Below are 15425 nucleotides of genomic sequence, written 5' to 3'. Positions count from 1 at the left end.
TTTTTTCTTTGCCGGATGTGCTAGCATGCAGTGAGAGAATGACTGGTGCCTGATACGCCATTGTGGAGCGCTGCACCCTGCCGGAAGTCCGCATGACGATAGAGATCCTGTCCCCGCAAAATAGCACGCCAAACCGCTGGCTCTCGGCGCTGCTCCTTGGCTGCGTGGTGTTTGTCCTGACACTCTTCTGTCTGGAACTGATCGTCGTCAGCGGCAAAATCTCCCCGCTCTGGTTTCCGACTACGTTAATGACCGTCGTGGTTTTCCGCTGCCCGTCACGCCAGCTCCCGCTGCTGCTGACAGCCTGCGTGCTTGGCACCGCCGGGGCTAATGCCATCATCATCGGGCCTGCCCTCTCGAACATTAAATTCGCCCTGCTCAATCTTATCCAGGCCGGTGTGGGTGGCATGCTGCTGCGCGCCCTGCTGGATCGGCGCGCGCCGCTGGATTCGCTGCATGACTGGGCACGGATGGTACTGTCGGTGGGCATCGTGACGCCGGTGCTCGGCGGCCTGCTGGCACTCTGGACGCTACAGGTCACCGGCCACGCCTCGTTTCCCTTCTTTTATACCTGGGTGATCTCCGAAATCATCGGCATGCTGGTGTTAGGCCCGATGCTGTTACTGCTGCCGTGGCCGCTGCGTCGCACGGGGTTCAGCAATCTGCGCCTGGCCGAAGCTCTGCTGACGCTTCTTCTCACCCTTGGGGCCAGTTATCTGGCGCTGCGCTTTTTGCCGTGGCCCTTTACCTTTATCGTGGTGATCCTGTTCTGGTGCGCGGTCCGCCTGCCCAAGCTGCAGGCGTTCGTGCTGTTCTTCCTGAACGCCAGTTTTATCTCGATACTGCTCGCCTTTGATCTGGTCACCGTGGTGAACAACAACAGCGCGCTGGGCCCGGTCTCCAGCTGGCTGCCGTTCCTGCTGGTGCTAATCCCCAGTCACATTATGTCGCTGGTGATGGATGCGTTCCGGCGCGAAAAGCTCCATATCACTGACAGTGAAACCCGCTTCCGTCACGCAATGGAGTACTCCGCCATTGGGATGGCGCTGGTGGCGCCCCACGGCATCTGGTTGCAGGTCAACCGCTCGCTGTGCCAGATCCTGGGCTACCCGGCTGAGGAGCTGAAGCGGCTGACTTTTCAGCAGATCACCCATCCCGACGATCTCAGCCTCGATTTGCAACATGCGAACCGACTGCTGGCGGGTGAGATTGATACCTACACCTTTGAGAAGCGCTATTTCCGCAAAGATGGCGAGATTGTCTGGGCGCGGCTGACGGTATCGCTGGTGCGCGATGGTAACCAGGAACCGCTCTACTTTATTGCGCAGATTATCGATATCTCTGAGCTGAAGCAGAGCGAGCAGGTGAATCGCCGGCTGATGGAGCGTATTACGCTGGCCAACGAAGCGGGTGGCATTGGCGTATGGGAGTGGAACCTGCTGACCGGCGAGATGTTATGGGACAAGCGCATGTACGCGCTGTTTGGTCTTGCCCCGCATGAGTCACCCAGCTATGACCTCTGGATCCATCTGCTGCATCCCGCCGATCGCGAGTATGCCGCACTGACGGTGCAACAGGCGATTGAGCTTCGCAGCGCGTTTCACATGGAGTACCGCGTGGTCGATGACCAGGGACATCGCTGGGTGCGCACTCAGGCCAACCGGCTGCTAAGCAAAGAGGGGCGCATTGAGCGCATGCTGGGCATCTGTCAGGACATCACGCCGCTACGCAATCTTAACGAGGCGCTGTTTCAGGAGAAAGAGCGCATGGCGATCACCCTGGATTCGATCGGCGAAGCGGTCATCAGCACCGATAAAGAGATGCGCGTTGCCTTTATGAACCCGGTGGCGGAAAAAATGAGTGGCTGGTCGCAGGAGCAGGCCGCCGGTCAGCCGCTGAGTGAGCTGCTGCATATCACGCAGGGACGTAACGGCCCTGAGGTAGAGAGTTTGCTGTTATGCCAGCTGCCGCCGGAAAAAGTCACCCCCGGTCTCGCTGAAGATCTGGTGCTGCATACCCCGGACGGCGGCCATATCGATATTCACTACAGCATCACGCCGCTGCGTTCGGAAGCGGGTCTGGAACAGGGGGCGGTGATGGTCATTCAGGATGTGAGTGAGTCACGCAAACTGATGAAGCGCCTGAGCTACAGCGCGCTGCATGACACCCTGACCCGTCTGCCTAACCGCGCCAGCTTCGAACTTCAGCTTAAGCGTCTGCTGTTTGATGCCGCTGAACATCAGCATCAGCACGTGCTGGTGTTTATCGACCTTGATAAGTTTAAAGCGGTCAATGACAGCGCCGGGCATGCTGCAGGCGATGCGTTACTGCGCGAACTCTCCGATCTGATGCAGCACCCTCTGCGCAGCAGCGATTTCCTTGCACGACTGGGCGGTGATGAGTTTGCGCTACTGATGCCCGATTGCGATATCGCACAGGCACATGATGTGGTGCAGCGCATTGTCGCCGCGGTAAATGATTACCGGTTCCAGTGGCTGGGACGCCTTTATCAGGTCGGTGCCAGCGCGGGCGTGACGCAGATTTCAGCAGAAAACTGTCAGAGCAGCGACGTGCTTTCGCAGGCGGACATCGCCTGTTACAACGCCAAACGCAGCGGGCGCGGACGGCTGGTGGTCTACGAACAGCATCGCTTACCGCTGTCGGGCAACCATCAGGGCATGGATGCGGCGATGATTGATGCGCTGCAGATCGAACTGCCCGCCTGGGCCGTTGCCCCGCCAAAAACGCCGCAGGCAGCCTTTATCTGGCTGCTTGAGGTGCAGCTGTTAACCGCTGACGGATTGCTGCTGGATGAGACACTGTTACGCAATAACCTGCCTGATGAAACGCTGCGTCGCCGGCTGGATAACAATATTCTTGAGGCTTTTTTCCGCCACGATGTGCAGCGGCTCAATAACAAAGGCATCCCGGTGATTCTGCCGCTCAATGCTCAGGTGCTGAGTGATGCCGCCTTTGTGCAGCAACTCTGCCAGCGCTTTGTTGCCGCCGGTCTCTCCAGCAGCGGCTGTGGTTTTGCTTTCCCTGCCGCCAGCGTGCTGAGCCAGGGCGATCAGCTCTATGCCGCGCTGCTGCAACTGCGGCAGTGCGGCTGCCGCATCGTATTGCAGCATTTTGGCCGAAATCTGGATGCTTTCAATCTGCTGAGTGACGAGGTGGTCGATTATCTGGTGCTGGCGCCTGAACTGGTTGCCAACGTTCACAATAATCTGATGGATGAGATGCTGCTGACCATCATTCAGGGCCAGGCCACACAGCGCAATATCTCGGTGCTGGCCGGTCCAGTTTCGGTACCGGCCCTGCTCAGCACCCTGGCTAACCTTGATGTTAACGGCGTCTGGGGCAGTGCCGTGGCTGAGCGCCAGCCGTTGCGTTCACTGGCTGAAGATCACATCTTCGCTATTCGTTAATTCCGGCGCTGCCCGCTTGCCACCCTGCTGAAGCTGCGCTAAAGTCGCCCCCTTTTTTCCGGCATGGGGGCGAAAATGTTCATAGGATTCGATTACGGCACGGCTAACTGCTCTATTGCAGTCAGCGAAAATGGCACGCCACGTCTGTTAACGCTGGAAAATGATCAGCGCCTGCTGCCGTCGATGATCTGTGCGCCGACCCGCGAGTCGATCAGCGAATGGCTCTATCGTCATCATCAGGTCGCGACACCTGACAGCGAAACCACGGCGCTGCTGCAGCGCGCGCTGCGATATAACCGCGAAGAAGATATCGACGTCCAGCCCAATAGCGTGCAGTTTGGCCTCACCGCGCTGCAGCACTATATGGTCGATCCCGAAGATGTCTGGTTCGTTAAATCCCCCAAATCGTTCCTCGGTGCTACTGGCCTGAAGCCACAGCAGATTGCCCTGTTTGAAGATCTGGTCTGCGCCATGATGCTGCACATCCGCAAGCAGGGTGAAAGCCAGCTTGATCAGGCTATCGATCAGGCGGTAATCGGCCGACCGGTCAACTTCCAGGGTTTAGGCAGTGAAGAGTCTAACCAGCAGGCTGAAGGTATTCTGCTGCGCGCCGCTCACCGCGCCGGTTTCCGCGACGTAGAGTTTCAGTTCGAACCGGTGGCGGCCGGACTCGATTTCGAAGCCACGCTGCAGCAGGAGACGCGGGTACTGGTGGTGGATATTGGCGGTGGTACTACCGACTGCTCAATGTTGCTGATGGGGCCGAAGTGGCGTGATAAAGCTGACCGCCGTGAAAGCCTGCTGGGCCACAGCGGTTGCCGTGTCGGCGGTAACGACCTGGACATCATGCTGACGTTTAAGACCCTGATGCCGCTACTCGGTCTGGGCGGTAACACTCAGAAAGGCACCGCCCTGCCTGCACTGCCGTGGTGGAATGCGATCGCCATCAATGATGTTCCGGCACAAAGTGACTTTTACAGTCCCGCCTGCGGAAAGTGGCTGCGGGATTTAGTGCGGGATGCGGAACAGGGTGACGTAGTGGCTCGCCTGCTGAAAGTGTGGCAGCAGAAGCTCAGTTATCGCCTGGTGCGCGCAGCGGAAGAGAGCAAGATTGCGCTGTCAGCCAGCCCGGCGCATACCGCTTCCCTGGACTTTATTGCCGTCGCATTAGAGACAGAGATTGGCGTGGATCAGCTGCAGGACGCCATCAGTCAGCCGCTGGAGAAAATTCTGGAACAGGTGCAGCTGGCATTGGCCACCAGCCAGATTAAGCCTGATGTGATTTACCTGACCGGCGGCAGTGCGCGTTCGCCGTTGCTGCGCGCGGCGCTGCAGCAGACGCTGCCGGATACACCGATTGCGGGCGGCGATGATTTCGCCTCCGTCACTGCAGGGCTGGCCCGCTGGGCGGAAGTGATGTTCCGCTAGGCTTGCACTGCAATAACAAAAACGGCACCTGAGAGTGTAATGCCAGTCAGTTAAGCGACAGGTGATAACGCAGTCTGGTGCCGGGCCTGCTCTGAAACTTCAGTGTGTATTGTTAAAAAGGGCACGAGAGTGAAGGCCTGAGCGCCTCTGCTGCTGAAAGGGCTATCCGCAGCGCTGAGGCGTGACGCCGGGCCAGAAGTCCACGCCGGGAAGCGTGGACAGTTCGGGGCCGGCCAGGGAGGGCCGATCCCCGAACGGTTCGTCGGCACGACGTCAAAGCCGAAGGTACCGCGTGAGCGGCGCGAGGACGGCCCGGCAGCAGCAGAGGTGCTCAGGCCCGTACTGCGGCTCGCTCGCCCGGAAAATCAGAATGCAATATTGGCGCTGATACCGCCGATAAACGCATCTTTCACTTCACTGACTGCGCCAGGGGCAACCACATACTGCAGGTTAGGACGCAGTGACATCCAGTTAGTTACTTTAGCGTTGTAGTAAACCTCATAGTTGTACTCTGAACCTTCCTGAATCGGCAGATAGGTCGGGCTGTCAAAGCGGCTCTCGCCATTAGCCTGATTCTGCTGACGCAGTGAGCGGGTATAGTCGCTGTTCACATGAATCCGTGACGCGCCCACGCCGATCTCATCCTGAGGACGGGCATCAAACGGTCCTGTCCAGGTAAACGCAATAGACTGATAGTTGTCGGTCTTTGAGGTCTTGTGATCGTTCATCACCGCCTGCACCCGTACGCCCAGACCGCGATTCACATCGCCATCCTGCGCGGTCAGCTGTTGCTGTAACAGCAGATATCCGCCATAGGAATGGGCCTGATCCTGATAGCCGCCGTTGCGCCAGCTGCCATAAACATCGCCATCCACCGAGGAATAGTAATAGCCGATGCGGTAGTTACCCGGTAATTTCTCCGGCCCGAAGGTTGGCTTCCAGCCCAGTTCGACCGGCACCAGATTCCCTTCTGAATTGCTGGTATCCAGACGGAAACCATCACCGCGATCGTAGTTAGCGCTGTTCTGATTATAGAAACCGACCTGGAAGAAAACGTCCGGCGTGATATTGAATTTCACCCGGCCGCCCCACTGCGAGACCGGCCAGTTAAACCAGCGATCGCCGCGCCAGTTACCCGCCTGCCCGCTACCCAGCGCCAGGTTCTGGAACAGATTGCCATCGAAGTTATCGAAGTCTTCCCCTACCGTCACCCGCCCGGCTTTCACATCGACCACATCGTTAAACAATCCTTTGCGTAACCAGAACTGGGTCAGACGCCAGGTCTGGCCGCGACCGTAAACCTCCTGCACCGAGGAGAGCATACCGGTGCGTTGATCCGCGACCTGTTCAGAAAGATTCTGTCCGTTACGACTGGTCACGGTCATCTGGAACTCGGCATCCTGCCAGTCCAGCAGCTTCTGCAGATCGAAATTGGTGCCAAACGACCACTGATCGCTGTAGCGCATGGTGGTATTGGTATCTGCCCCGCCGCCTAAATTCGCGGCGCTTTCCATGGTGTAGTTAACGTCAAACTTAATGCCGTCGTCCTGCAGCTGCGTTCGGTACCCGCCCCAGTCACCAAACATCCATTCGGAGTCCGGGCTCAGGGCGTCAGCGGCAAACGCCTGCGCGGAAAACATGGCCAGGATTAGGGTGCCGGTTGCCACACGGCGCAGCGGGAAACGCTGCTCAGCTTTTCTGTTTTTCATCTTGCTTATTCTTATGTAAGTTACGGAAAATGACGCGCAGAGGATAGTGCTGGATAACCTCTGTTTTTTGTAAATACGTGCGCATAATTACCCGTAACATCCGTTTATTAACGCATTTGTGATCGGGATCGCTGATTGGTTATTCTCTGGGCGGGGTGCCAATTTTTTGACAGGTGTAGCGTAAAAAGGGGCGCTATCGCCCCTTGTGTTTACTGGCTTGCCTGATTCAGTTGTTCAATCTGCGCCGGGGTCAGCGTCAGCTGCATCGCGCCAGTCAGATCGTCGAGCTGTTTCAGCGAGGTGGCACTGACAATCGGTGCGGTGATACCGGGACGGGCGATCAGCCAGGCCAGCGCCACCTGCGTCGGCGTAACCTGATGCGCTTCGCTGATAGCGTCCAGTGCGTCGAGGATCCGCAAACCGCGCGGGTTAAGGTATTTATCTACGACACCCTGACCGCGCGCGCTTTTACCCGCATCCGCCGCCTCGCGGTATTTGCCACTGAGAAAGCCGCTGGCGAGTGAATAGTAGTTGATCACGCCCAGCCCCTGCGCCATCACCACCGGCTCCAGCTCCGACTCATAGGGCTGGCGGTCATAAAGGTTGTATTCAGGTTGCAGGGTTTCATAGCGCGCCAGCCCCTGCGTTTCACTGACCTGCAACGCCTCCTGCAGCCGTGCCGCGCTGTAATTGGAAGCACCAATCGCCCGCACTTTGCCCTCTCTGATCAGGCTGTCGAAGGCGCTCAAGGTTTCCGCCAGCGGCGTATCCTGATCGTCGCGGTGCGCCTGGTAGAGATCGATATAGTCGGTCTGCAACCGGCGCAGTGAATCTTCAACTGCCTGACGGATATATTGCGGTTTCAGCCCGGTTTTCTCCGGCGACAATTCCATGCCAACCTTGGTTGCCAGCACGATCTGGTCGCGTTTGCCGCTTTTTTTCAGCCATTCACCAATAATGGTTTCCGATTCACCGCCTTTATTGCCCGGTGCCCAGCGGGAATAGACGTCGGCGGTATCGATAAACCACAGGCCTCGATCCACCAGCGCATCCAGCAGAGAAAAGGAGGTGGTTTGATCCACTGTCCAGCCAAACACGTTGCCGCCAAACGTCAGCAACGGCACCGCGATACCACTGTCACCCAACTGCCGGGTTTGATTCTGACTCATTTCCTGCTCCTTATTTGCCTGAAAAAACCGTCTGTCTTTCAGCATAGCAAAGTGATTTCACGGCTTTATGACGATTGTGATGCGATTAATGAAAGAACAGGCATAATTACCCCGCCCTGACAGATATCCTTATTTCCTTCAACTTCTGCCCGTCAGAGGCGGCTACACTCTGTCGTTTGCAGGCTACCCATTTGATGCCTGCGCCTGGGACTACGTCACTGCTGGAGAGCACCAACAATCATGAGCACCCGACATCCTGTTATGAAGAAAACCCTTATCGTGCTGGCCCTGATCGCCGTGGCCGCTGGCGGCTATTATGCCTGGCAGCGCCATGCCCAGCCGCAGAGCAGCAGTCAGAGTGACGCACCTGCGCCACGTGGCGGCAAAGGCGGCGGTGACGGTGCCCGTCGTCCCCTCGCGCCGGTTCAGGCCGCTACGGCCACCAGCCAGAGCGTGCCGCACTATCTGAGTGGACTGGGTACGGTGACCGCGGCTAACACGGCCACGGTGCGCAGCCGGGTCAATGGCGATCTGCTGGCAATCCACTTCACCGAAGGGCAGCAGGTAAAAGCGGGCGAGCTACTGGCAGAAGTCGACCCGCGGCCTTATCAGGTGGCGTTAACGCAGGCGCAGGGCCAGCTGGCGAAAGATCAGGCGACGCTGGCCAACGCCCGTCGTGACCTGGCGCGCTTCGAGAAGCTGGCAAAAACCTCGCTGGTGTCGCAACAGGAGCTGGATACCCAGCGCTCACTGGTCAGTGAAACGCTCGGCACGCTGAAAGCGGATGAGGGAAGCGTCGCCAGTGCGCAGCTCAATCTTACCTACAGCCGGATCACCGCACCGATTGCCGGCCGGGTCGGGCTGAAACAGGTGGACGTCGGCAACTACGTCACCAGCGGCGACACCACCGGTATCGTGGTGATCACCCAGACGCACCCGATTGATGTGGTCTTTACCCTGGCTGAGAACAGCATCAGTTCCATTCTCAAGGCGCAGAAAAGCGGTGAATCGCTGCTGGTGGAGGCCTGGGATCGCAGTAATCAGAATCTGATCGCCAGCGGCAAACTGCTAAGCCTTGATAACCAGATTGATGTCACCACCGGCACCATCAAAATCAAAGCGCGTTTTGATAATCAGGACGACACGCTGTTCCCCAATCAGTTCGTGAATGTGCGGCTGAAGGTCAACACCCTGCAGGATGCGATTGTTATCCCACCTGCCGCGCTGCAGATGGGCAACGAAGGCAACTTTGTCTGGGTGGTTAACAGTGACAACAAGGTCAGCAAGAAAAGCGTGATTGCCGGCTTGCAGGATAGCGAGAAAGTGGTGGTCAGCGCCGGTCTGGAGGCGGGCGAACGCGTCGTGACCGATGGGCTGGATCGCCTGACGGAAGGCGCAAAAGTCGAGGTGGTCGCGCCGCAGAGCAACGCACCTCGCGCTACCCGCGCCACCCTGCCGTCAAAAGGAGAGCGTGAGTAATGCAGGTCATGCCTCCCGATCACAGTGGCGGACCGTCACGCCAGTTTATCCTGCGGCCGGTCGCCACCACGCTGTTGATGATTGCGATCCTGCTGGCCGGGGTGCTGGGCTACCGCTTCCTGCCGGTCTCGGCGCTGCCCGAAGTCGACTATCCGACGATCCAGGTCGTCACGCTCTATCCGGGTGCCAGCCCGGATGTGGTCACCTCCTCCATCACCGCGCCGCTTGAGCGCCAGTTTGGTCAGATGTCTGGCCTGAAACAGATGGCGTCGCAAAGCTCCGGCGGTGCCTCAGTGGTGACGCTGCAGTTCCAGCTGACGCTGCCGCTGGATGTGGCAGAGCAGGAGGTGCAGGCTGCCATTAACTCCGCCACTAACCTGCTGCCCAACGACCTGCCTAATCCGCCGGTCTACAGCAAAGTGAATCCTGCCGATCCACCGATCATGACGCTTGCCGTCACCACGCGCAGCATGCCGCTGACGCAGGTGCAGGACATGGTGGAAACGCGGGTGGCGCAGAAAATCTCTCAGGTCAGCGGCGTCGGACTGGTGACGCTATCGGGCGGTCAGCGTCCGGCGGTGCGGGTGAAAATGAATGCGCAGGCGCTGGCTGCGCTGGGTCTGACCAGCGAAACGGTGCGGACCGCCATCAGCAATGCCAACGTAAATTCGGCCAAAGGCAGCCTGGATGGTCCGACCCGCTCAGTTACCCTGTCAGCCAATGATCAGATGAAATCAGCGGAGGATTATCGCCAGCTGATTATCAGCTACAAAAACGGCGCACCGGTGCGTCTTGGCGACGTGGCGACCATAGAACAGGGAGCAGAAAACAGCTGGCTCGGCGCCTGGGCCAACCGCGATGCGGCGATTGTGCTCAACGTTCAGCGTCAGCCTGGTGCCAATATCATCGCCACAGCAGATAATATCCGTGCCATGTTGCCTGCCCTGACCGCAGCCCTGCCGAAGTCGGTGGAGGTTAAACTGCTCACCGACCGCACCACCAATATTCGTGCTTCGGTCAACGACACGCAGTATGAGCTGATGCTGGCGATGGCGCTGGTGGTGATGATCATCTATCTGTTTCTGCGCAACGTGCCCGCCACGCTGATCCCGGCGGTTGCGGTGCCTCTGTCACTGATCGGCACCTTCGCGGCGATGTACTTCCTCGGCTTTTCAATTAACAACCTGACGCTGATGGCGCTGACCATCGCCACCGGCTTTGTGGTCGATGATGCCATCGTGGTGATTGAGAACATCTCACGCTATATCGAGAAAGGGGAAAAGCCACTGACCGCCGCGCTGAAAGGTGCCGGCGAGATCGGCTTTACCATCATCTCCCTCACCTTCTCGCTGATTGCGGTCCTGATTCCGCTGCTGTTTATGGGCGACGTGATCGGCCGTCTGTTCCGCGAATTTGCCGTGACGCTGGCGGTGGCGATTCTGATTTCAGCGGTGGTGTCACTGACCCTGACGCCGATGATGTGCGCCAGGATGCTGAGCGCGGAGTCGCTGCGCAAACAGAACCGCTTTTCGCGGGCCAGCGAAGCGATGTTTGATCGTATCGTGGCCGCCTATGGCCGCGGCCTGAAACGGGTACTCAATCATCCCTGGCTCACGCTGTCGGTGGCGCTTGGCACCCTGGTGCTGACGCTGTTGCTGTGGATGATCATCCCGAAAGGCTTTTTCCCGCAGCAGGACAACAGCATTATTCAGGGCACGCTGCAGGCACCGCAGTCAGCCTCCTATGCCAGCATGGCGCAGCGCACCCGCGACGTCGCCTCCATCATCATGAAAGATCCGGCAGTGGAGAGCATGACTTCGTTTGTCGGCGTGGATGGCACCAATGCCTCGCTGAACAGCGCGCGTCTGCAGATCAACCTCAAACCGCTGGATCAACGCGACGACCGCATTCCTGCTATTCAGCAGCGTCTGCAACAGCAGGTCAGTGAGGTACCGGGCGTGCAGCTGTGGCTGCAGGCGGTACAGGATCTCACCATCGATACCCAGGCGAGCCGAACGCCCTATCAGTTCACGCTGCAATCGGGTTCAATGTCGTCGCTCAGCACCTGGGTTCCGGCGCTGCTGACCCGTCTCAGTACCCTGCCACAGCTGCGCGATGTCAGCAGTGACTGGCAGGATCAGGGACTGGAAGCCTATGTCAAAGTGGACCGCGACAGCGCCAGCCGCCTCGGCATCAGCATGGCGGATGTCGATAACGCGCTGTACAACGCCTTTGGTCAGCGGCTCATCTCCACCATTTATACCCAGGCGAACCAGTATCGGGTGGTGCTGGAGCAGGACAATAGTGCCACTCCAGGCATGGAGAGCCTGGAGGCGATTCGCCTTAACAGCAGCGACGGCGGCAGCGTACCGCTGAGCGCCATTGCCCGCATTGAACAGCGCAACACGCCGCTCAGCATTAACCATCTCGACCAGTTCCCGTCGGCGACCTTCTCCTTCAACGTGGCTGACGGCTATTCGCTGGAAGATGCGGTGAAAGCGGTGTCGCAGGCTGAAGCCGAGCTTGGCATGCCCGCAGAGCTGATGACGCAGTTCCAGGGCAGCACGCTGGCGTTTGAAGCGGCGCTGAGCAGCACCGTCTGGCTGATTGTGGCGGCTATTGTAGCGATGTACATTGTGCTGGGCGTGCTTTATGAGAGCTTTATTCACCCCATCACAATTCTCTCAACGCTGCCCACGGCGGGTGTCGGCGCGCTGCTGGCGCTGATGCTCAGCGGCAATGAGCTGGATATCGTGGCGATAATCGGCATCATCCTGCTGATCGGCATCGTGAAAAAGAACGCCATCATGATGATCGACTTTGCGCTGGCGGCCGAACGTGAACAGGGTATGAAGCCTGTTGATGCCATCTATCAGGCCTGCCTGCTGCGCTTCCGCCCGATTCTGATGACCACGCTGGCCGCCCTGCTCGGCGCGCTGCCGCTGATGCTCAGCACCGGCGTCGGTGCCGAACTGCGTCATCCGCTGGGGATTGCCATGGTCGGCGGGCTGATTCTGAGCCAGGTGCTGACCCTGTTTACCACCCCGGTGATCTACCTGCTGTTTGATCGACTGGCGCACGCCACCCGCCGCCGCTTTGCCCGCACGGAGGCCGCAGAGTGAAGTTCTTTGCCCTGTTCATCAACCGGCCCGTCGCCACCACGCTGCTGACGCTGGCCATCGCACTGGCGGGGATGCTGGGTTTCCGGCTGCTGCCGGTGGCGCCGCTGCCGCAGGTTGATTTTCCGGTGATCGTTATCTCGGCTTCGCTGCCGGGTGCCGCGCCGGAGATCATGGCGTCGTCGGTGGCCACGCCACTGGAGCGCTCGCTGGGACGCATCGCGGGCGTCAGTGAAATGACCTCCACCAGTTCGCTGGGCAGCACCCGCATCATTCTGGTGTTTGATTTTGATCGCGACATCAACGGAGCCGCGCGCGATGTCCAGGCCGCGATTAACGCGGCGCAAAGCCTGCTGCCTACCGGGATGCCGTCGCGCCCGACCTATCGCAAAGTGAACCCTTCAGATGCGCCGATTATGATCATGACGCTGACTTCGGATACCTATAATCCGGGTCAGCTCTACGATTACGCCTCGACCCAGCTGGCGCAGAAACTGTCACAGATTGAGGGCGTGGGCGACGTCACCGTGGGTGGCAGCTCGCTGCCTGCGGTCCGCGTGGCCCTGAATCCACAGGCGCTGTTTAATCAGGGCGTCTCGCTGGATGCAGTGCGCACCGCCATTTCCAACGCCAATCAGCGACGGCCGCAGGGCGCACTGGATGATTCGCAGCAGCGCTGGCAGTTGCGTACCAATGACGCGCTGCAAACCGCCAGTGAGTATCAGCCGCTGATAGTGCATTACAACAACGGCGCGGCGGTCAGGCTGTCGGATGTGGCGACAGTCGAAGATTCAGTGCAGGACGTACGCAACGCCGGGATGTCGCGCGGTAAACCGGCGGTGCTGCTGCTGATCCGCAAAACGCCTGAAGCCAACGTCATCGATACGGTGGACCGCATCCGCGCCGAAATGCCGCTGCTGCATGAGGTGATCCCGGCCGCCATCGATCTGCAGATCGCTCAGGATCGCTCACCCACCATTCGCGCCTCGCTGCATGAGGTGGAGCAGTCGCTGGTGATCGCCGTGGCGCTGGTGATTCTGGTGGTGTTTGTTTTCCTGCGTTCAGGCCGCGCCACGCTGATCCCCGCCGTCGCCGTGCCGGTTTCGCTGATCGGCACCTTTGCCGCGATGTACCTGTGCGGCTTCAGCCTCAACAACCTGTCGCTGATGGCGCTGACCATCGCCACTGGCTTTGTGGTGGATGATGCGATTGTAGTGCTGGAGAACATTGCCCGACACGTGGAAGCGGGCATGAAGCCGCTGGCCGCCGCGCTGAAAGGGGTGCGGGAAGTCGGTTTTACCGTGTTGTCGATGAGCCTGTCACTGATTGCCGTGTTCCTGCCGCTCCTGATGATTGGCGGACTGATTGGCCGCTTCTTCTCAGAATTTGCCATTACGCTGTCGGTGGCTATCGTCATCTCGCTGTTTATCTCGGTCACCCTGACGCCGGTGATGTGCGCCTATCTGCTGAAGCCGCACGCGCCGCGCAGTCAGCCGCGCCAGCGCGGCGCGGGCCGGCTGCTGATGGCGATCCAGCAGGGCTATGGCCGCTCGCTTAACGTGGTACTGAACCATGCGCGCTGGGTGATGGTGCTGTTTTTCGCCACCATCGTCCTGACCGGCTTGCTGTTTGTTCATATTCCAAAAACCTTTATGCCGGAGCAGGATACCGGACGACTTTCCGGTTTCATCTCTGCCGACCAGAGCATCTCGTTTCAGGCGATGCGCAGTAAGCTGCAGGATTTTATGGAGATTGTCGGGGCCGATCCGGCGGTAGAGAGCGTGGTGGGCTTCACCGGCGGGATGCGTACCAACAGCGGCTCTATGTTTATCTCGCTGAAGCCGCTGTCGGAGCGGAAAGAGAGTGCAGTGGAGATTATCGCCCGCCTGCGCAATAAGCTGGCGAAAGAACCCGGGGCGAGTCTCTATCTGAATGCGGTGCAGGATCTGCGCGTCGGCGGTCGGGAATCGAATGCCGGTTATCAATATTCCCTGCTGTCGGACGACCTTAACGCCCTGCGTGAGTGGGAGCCAAAAATCCGTCAGGCGTTCTCTGCCCTGCCGCAGCTGGCGGATGTGAACTCCGATCAGCAGGATAAAGGCAGCGAGATGGCGCTGACCTATGACCGGGAAAGCATGGCGCGGCTTGGCATTGATGTCTCTCAGGCCAATGCCCTGCTGAATAACGCCTTTGGTCAGCGTCAGATCTCCACCATTTATCAGCCGCTTAACCAGTACAAAGTGGTAATGGAGGTCGATCCGCGCTACACCCAGGATATCAGCGCCCTGTCGCAGATGTTCGTGATAAACAGCGAAGGTAAAGCGATTCCGCTGTCATGGTTCGCCCACTGGCAGCCCGCGAATGCGCCGCTCTCGGTCAATCATGAAGGGCTGTCTGCCGCCTCGACCATCTCATTTAACCTGCCGGAAGGGGTGTCGCTGTCGCAGGCGTCGGAGGCGATTGAACGCACCATGACCGCGATTGGCGTGCCCTCCAGCGTGCGCGGCAGCTTTGCCGGTACGGCGCAGGTGTTTCAGCAGTCGCAAAGCAATCAGCTCTGGCTGATGCTGGCGGCGATTGCGGCGGTCTATATCGTGCTGGGGATCCTCTATGAGAGCTATGTCCATCCGCTGACGATCCTCTCTACCCTGCCCTCGGCGGGTGTCGGTGCGCTGCTGGCGCTGGAGCTGTTCGATACGCCCTTCAGCCTGATTGCGCTGATCGGTATTCTGCTGCTGATCGGTATCGTGAAAAAGAACGCCATCATGATGGTCGATTTTGCGCTGGAGGCAGAGCGCAACGGCCAGCTCAGCGCGCGGGAGGCAATTTTCCAGGCGTGCCTGTTGCGCTTCCGGCCGATTATGATGACGACGCTGGCGGCGCTGTTTGGCGCGCTGCCGCTGGTGCTGACCAGCGGCGACGGCGCAGAGCTGCGTCAGCCGCTGGGGATTACCATTGCAGGCGGGCTGGTGATGAGCCAGCTGCTGACGCTCTACACCACACCGGTGGTCTATTTAATGATGGATAAGTTGCGCCGTAAAAAACGCCCGCTGGCCGCCGCGCAGCAGCCGTAACAGGTATGGCAGCAGCAGG

7 protein-coding genes are annotated in these 15425 nt (G+C 59.2%); 5 read left to right on the top strand and 2 right to left on the bottom strand.

Features of this window, described 5'->3' with window-relative positions; translation table 11 throughout:
- The first annotated feature begins 92 nt into the window (after positions 1-92).
- Both ACO6VX_RS02095 and yegD read left to right on the top strand, forming a co-directional pair.
- Positions 93-3428: a diguanylate cyclase gene (locus tag ACO6VX_RS02095; protein WP_422457540.1), complete on the top strand. Its 3336-nt coding sequence runs from the start codon at positions 93-95 to the stop codon at positions 3426-3428.
- Between the two features lie 75 nt (positions 3429-3503).
- Entirely contained in the window at positions 3504-4856 is a 1353-nt protein-coding gene (yegD, locus tag ACO6VX_RS02090; RefSeq protein ID WP_422457539.1) for a molecular chaperone, read from the top strand.
- A 365-nt stretch (positions 4857-5221) separates the two neighbouring features.
- Here the strand turns inward: yegD and ACO6VX_RS02085 are convergent, their stop codons facing one another.
- Positions 5222-6565, bottom strand: coding sequence for a carbohydrate porin (locus ACO6VX_RS02085; RefSeq protein WP_033772209.1), 1344 nt, complete (start codon positions 6563-6565; stop codon positions 5222-5224).
- A gap of 209 nt (positions 6566-6774) precedes the next feature.
- Complete coding sequence (locus ACO6VX_RS02080; RefSeq protein ID WP_033778771.1) at positions 6775-7734, bottom strand: aldo/keto reductase; 960 nt, start codon at positions 7732-7734, stop codon at positions 6775-6777.
- Positions 7735-7974: 240 nt separating this feature from the next.
- On the opposite strand from ACO6VX_RS02080, the gene ACO6VX_RS02075 reads away from it, so the two are divergent.
- The 3 genes from ACO6VX_RS02075 to mdtC are packed head-to-tail and all read left to right on the top strand — an operon-like array spanning position 7975 to position 15406.
- Positions 7975-9213, top strand: a complete 1239-nt coding sequence (locus ACO6VX_RS02075) for an MdtA/MuxA family multidrug efflux RND transporter periplasmic adaptor subunit (RefSeq protein WP_033772217.1) — start codon at positions 7975-7977, stop codon at positions 9211-9213.
- Entirely contained in the window at positions 9213-12335 is a 3123-nt protein-coding gene (locus ACO6VX_RS02070; RefSeq protein WP_422457537.1) for an MdtB/MuxB family multidrug efflux RND transporter permease subunit, read from the top strand. The genes ACO6VX_RS02075 and ACO6VX_RS02070 overlap by 1 nt, the downstream gene beginning before the upstream one ends.
- Positions 12332-15406: a multidrug efflux RND transporter permease subunit MdtC gene (gene mdtC, locus ACO6VX_RS02065; RefSeq protein WP_010248182.1), complete on the top strand. Its 3075-nt coding sequence runs from the start codon at positions 12332-12334 to the stop codon at positions 15404-15406. The genes ACO6VX_RS02070 and mdtC overlap by 4 nt, the downstream gene beginning before the upstream one ends.
- Positions 15407-15425: the final 19 nt, after the last annotated feature.

This window comes from Pantoea sp. BJFS-204, from assembly GCF_049310725.1.
In the GTDB taxonomy this organism is placed as follows: Bacteria; Pseudomonadota; Gammaproteobacteria; order Enterobacterales; family Enterobacteriaceae; genus Pantoea; species Pantoea agglomerans.
This window is presented reverse-complemented; position numbering and strand designations above follow the sequence as displayed.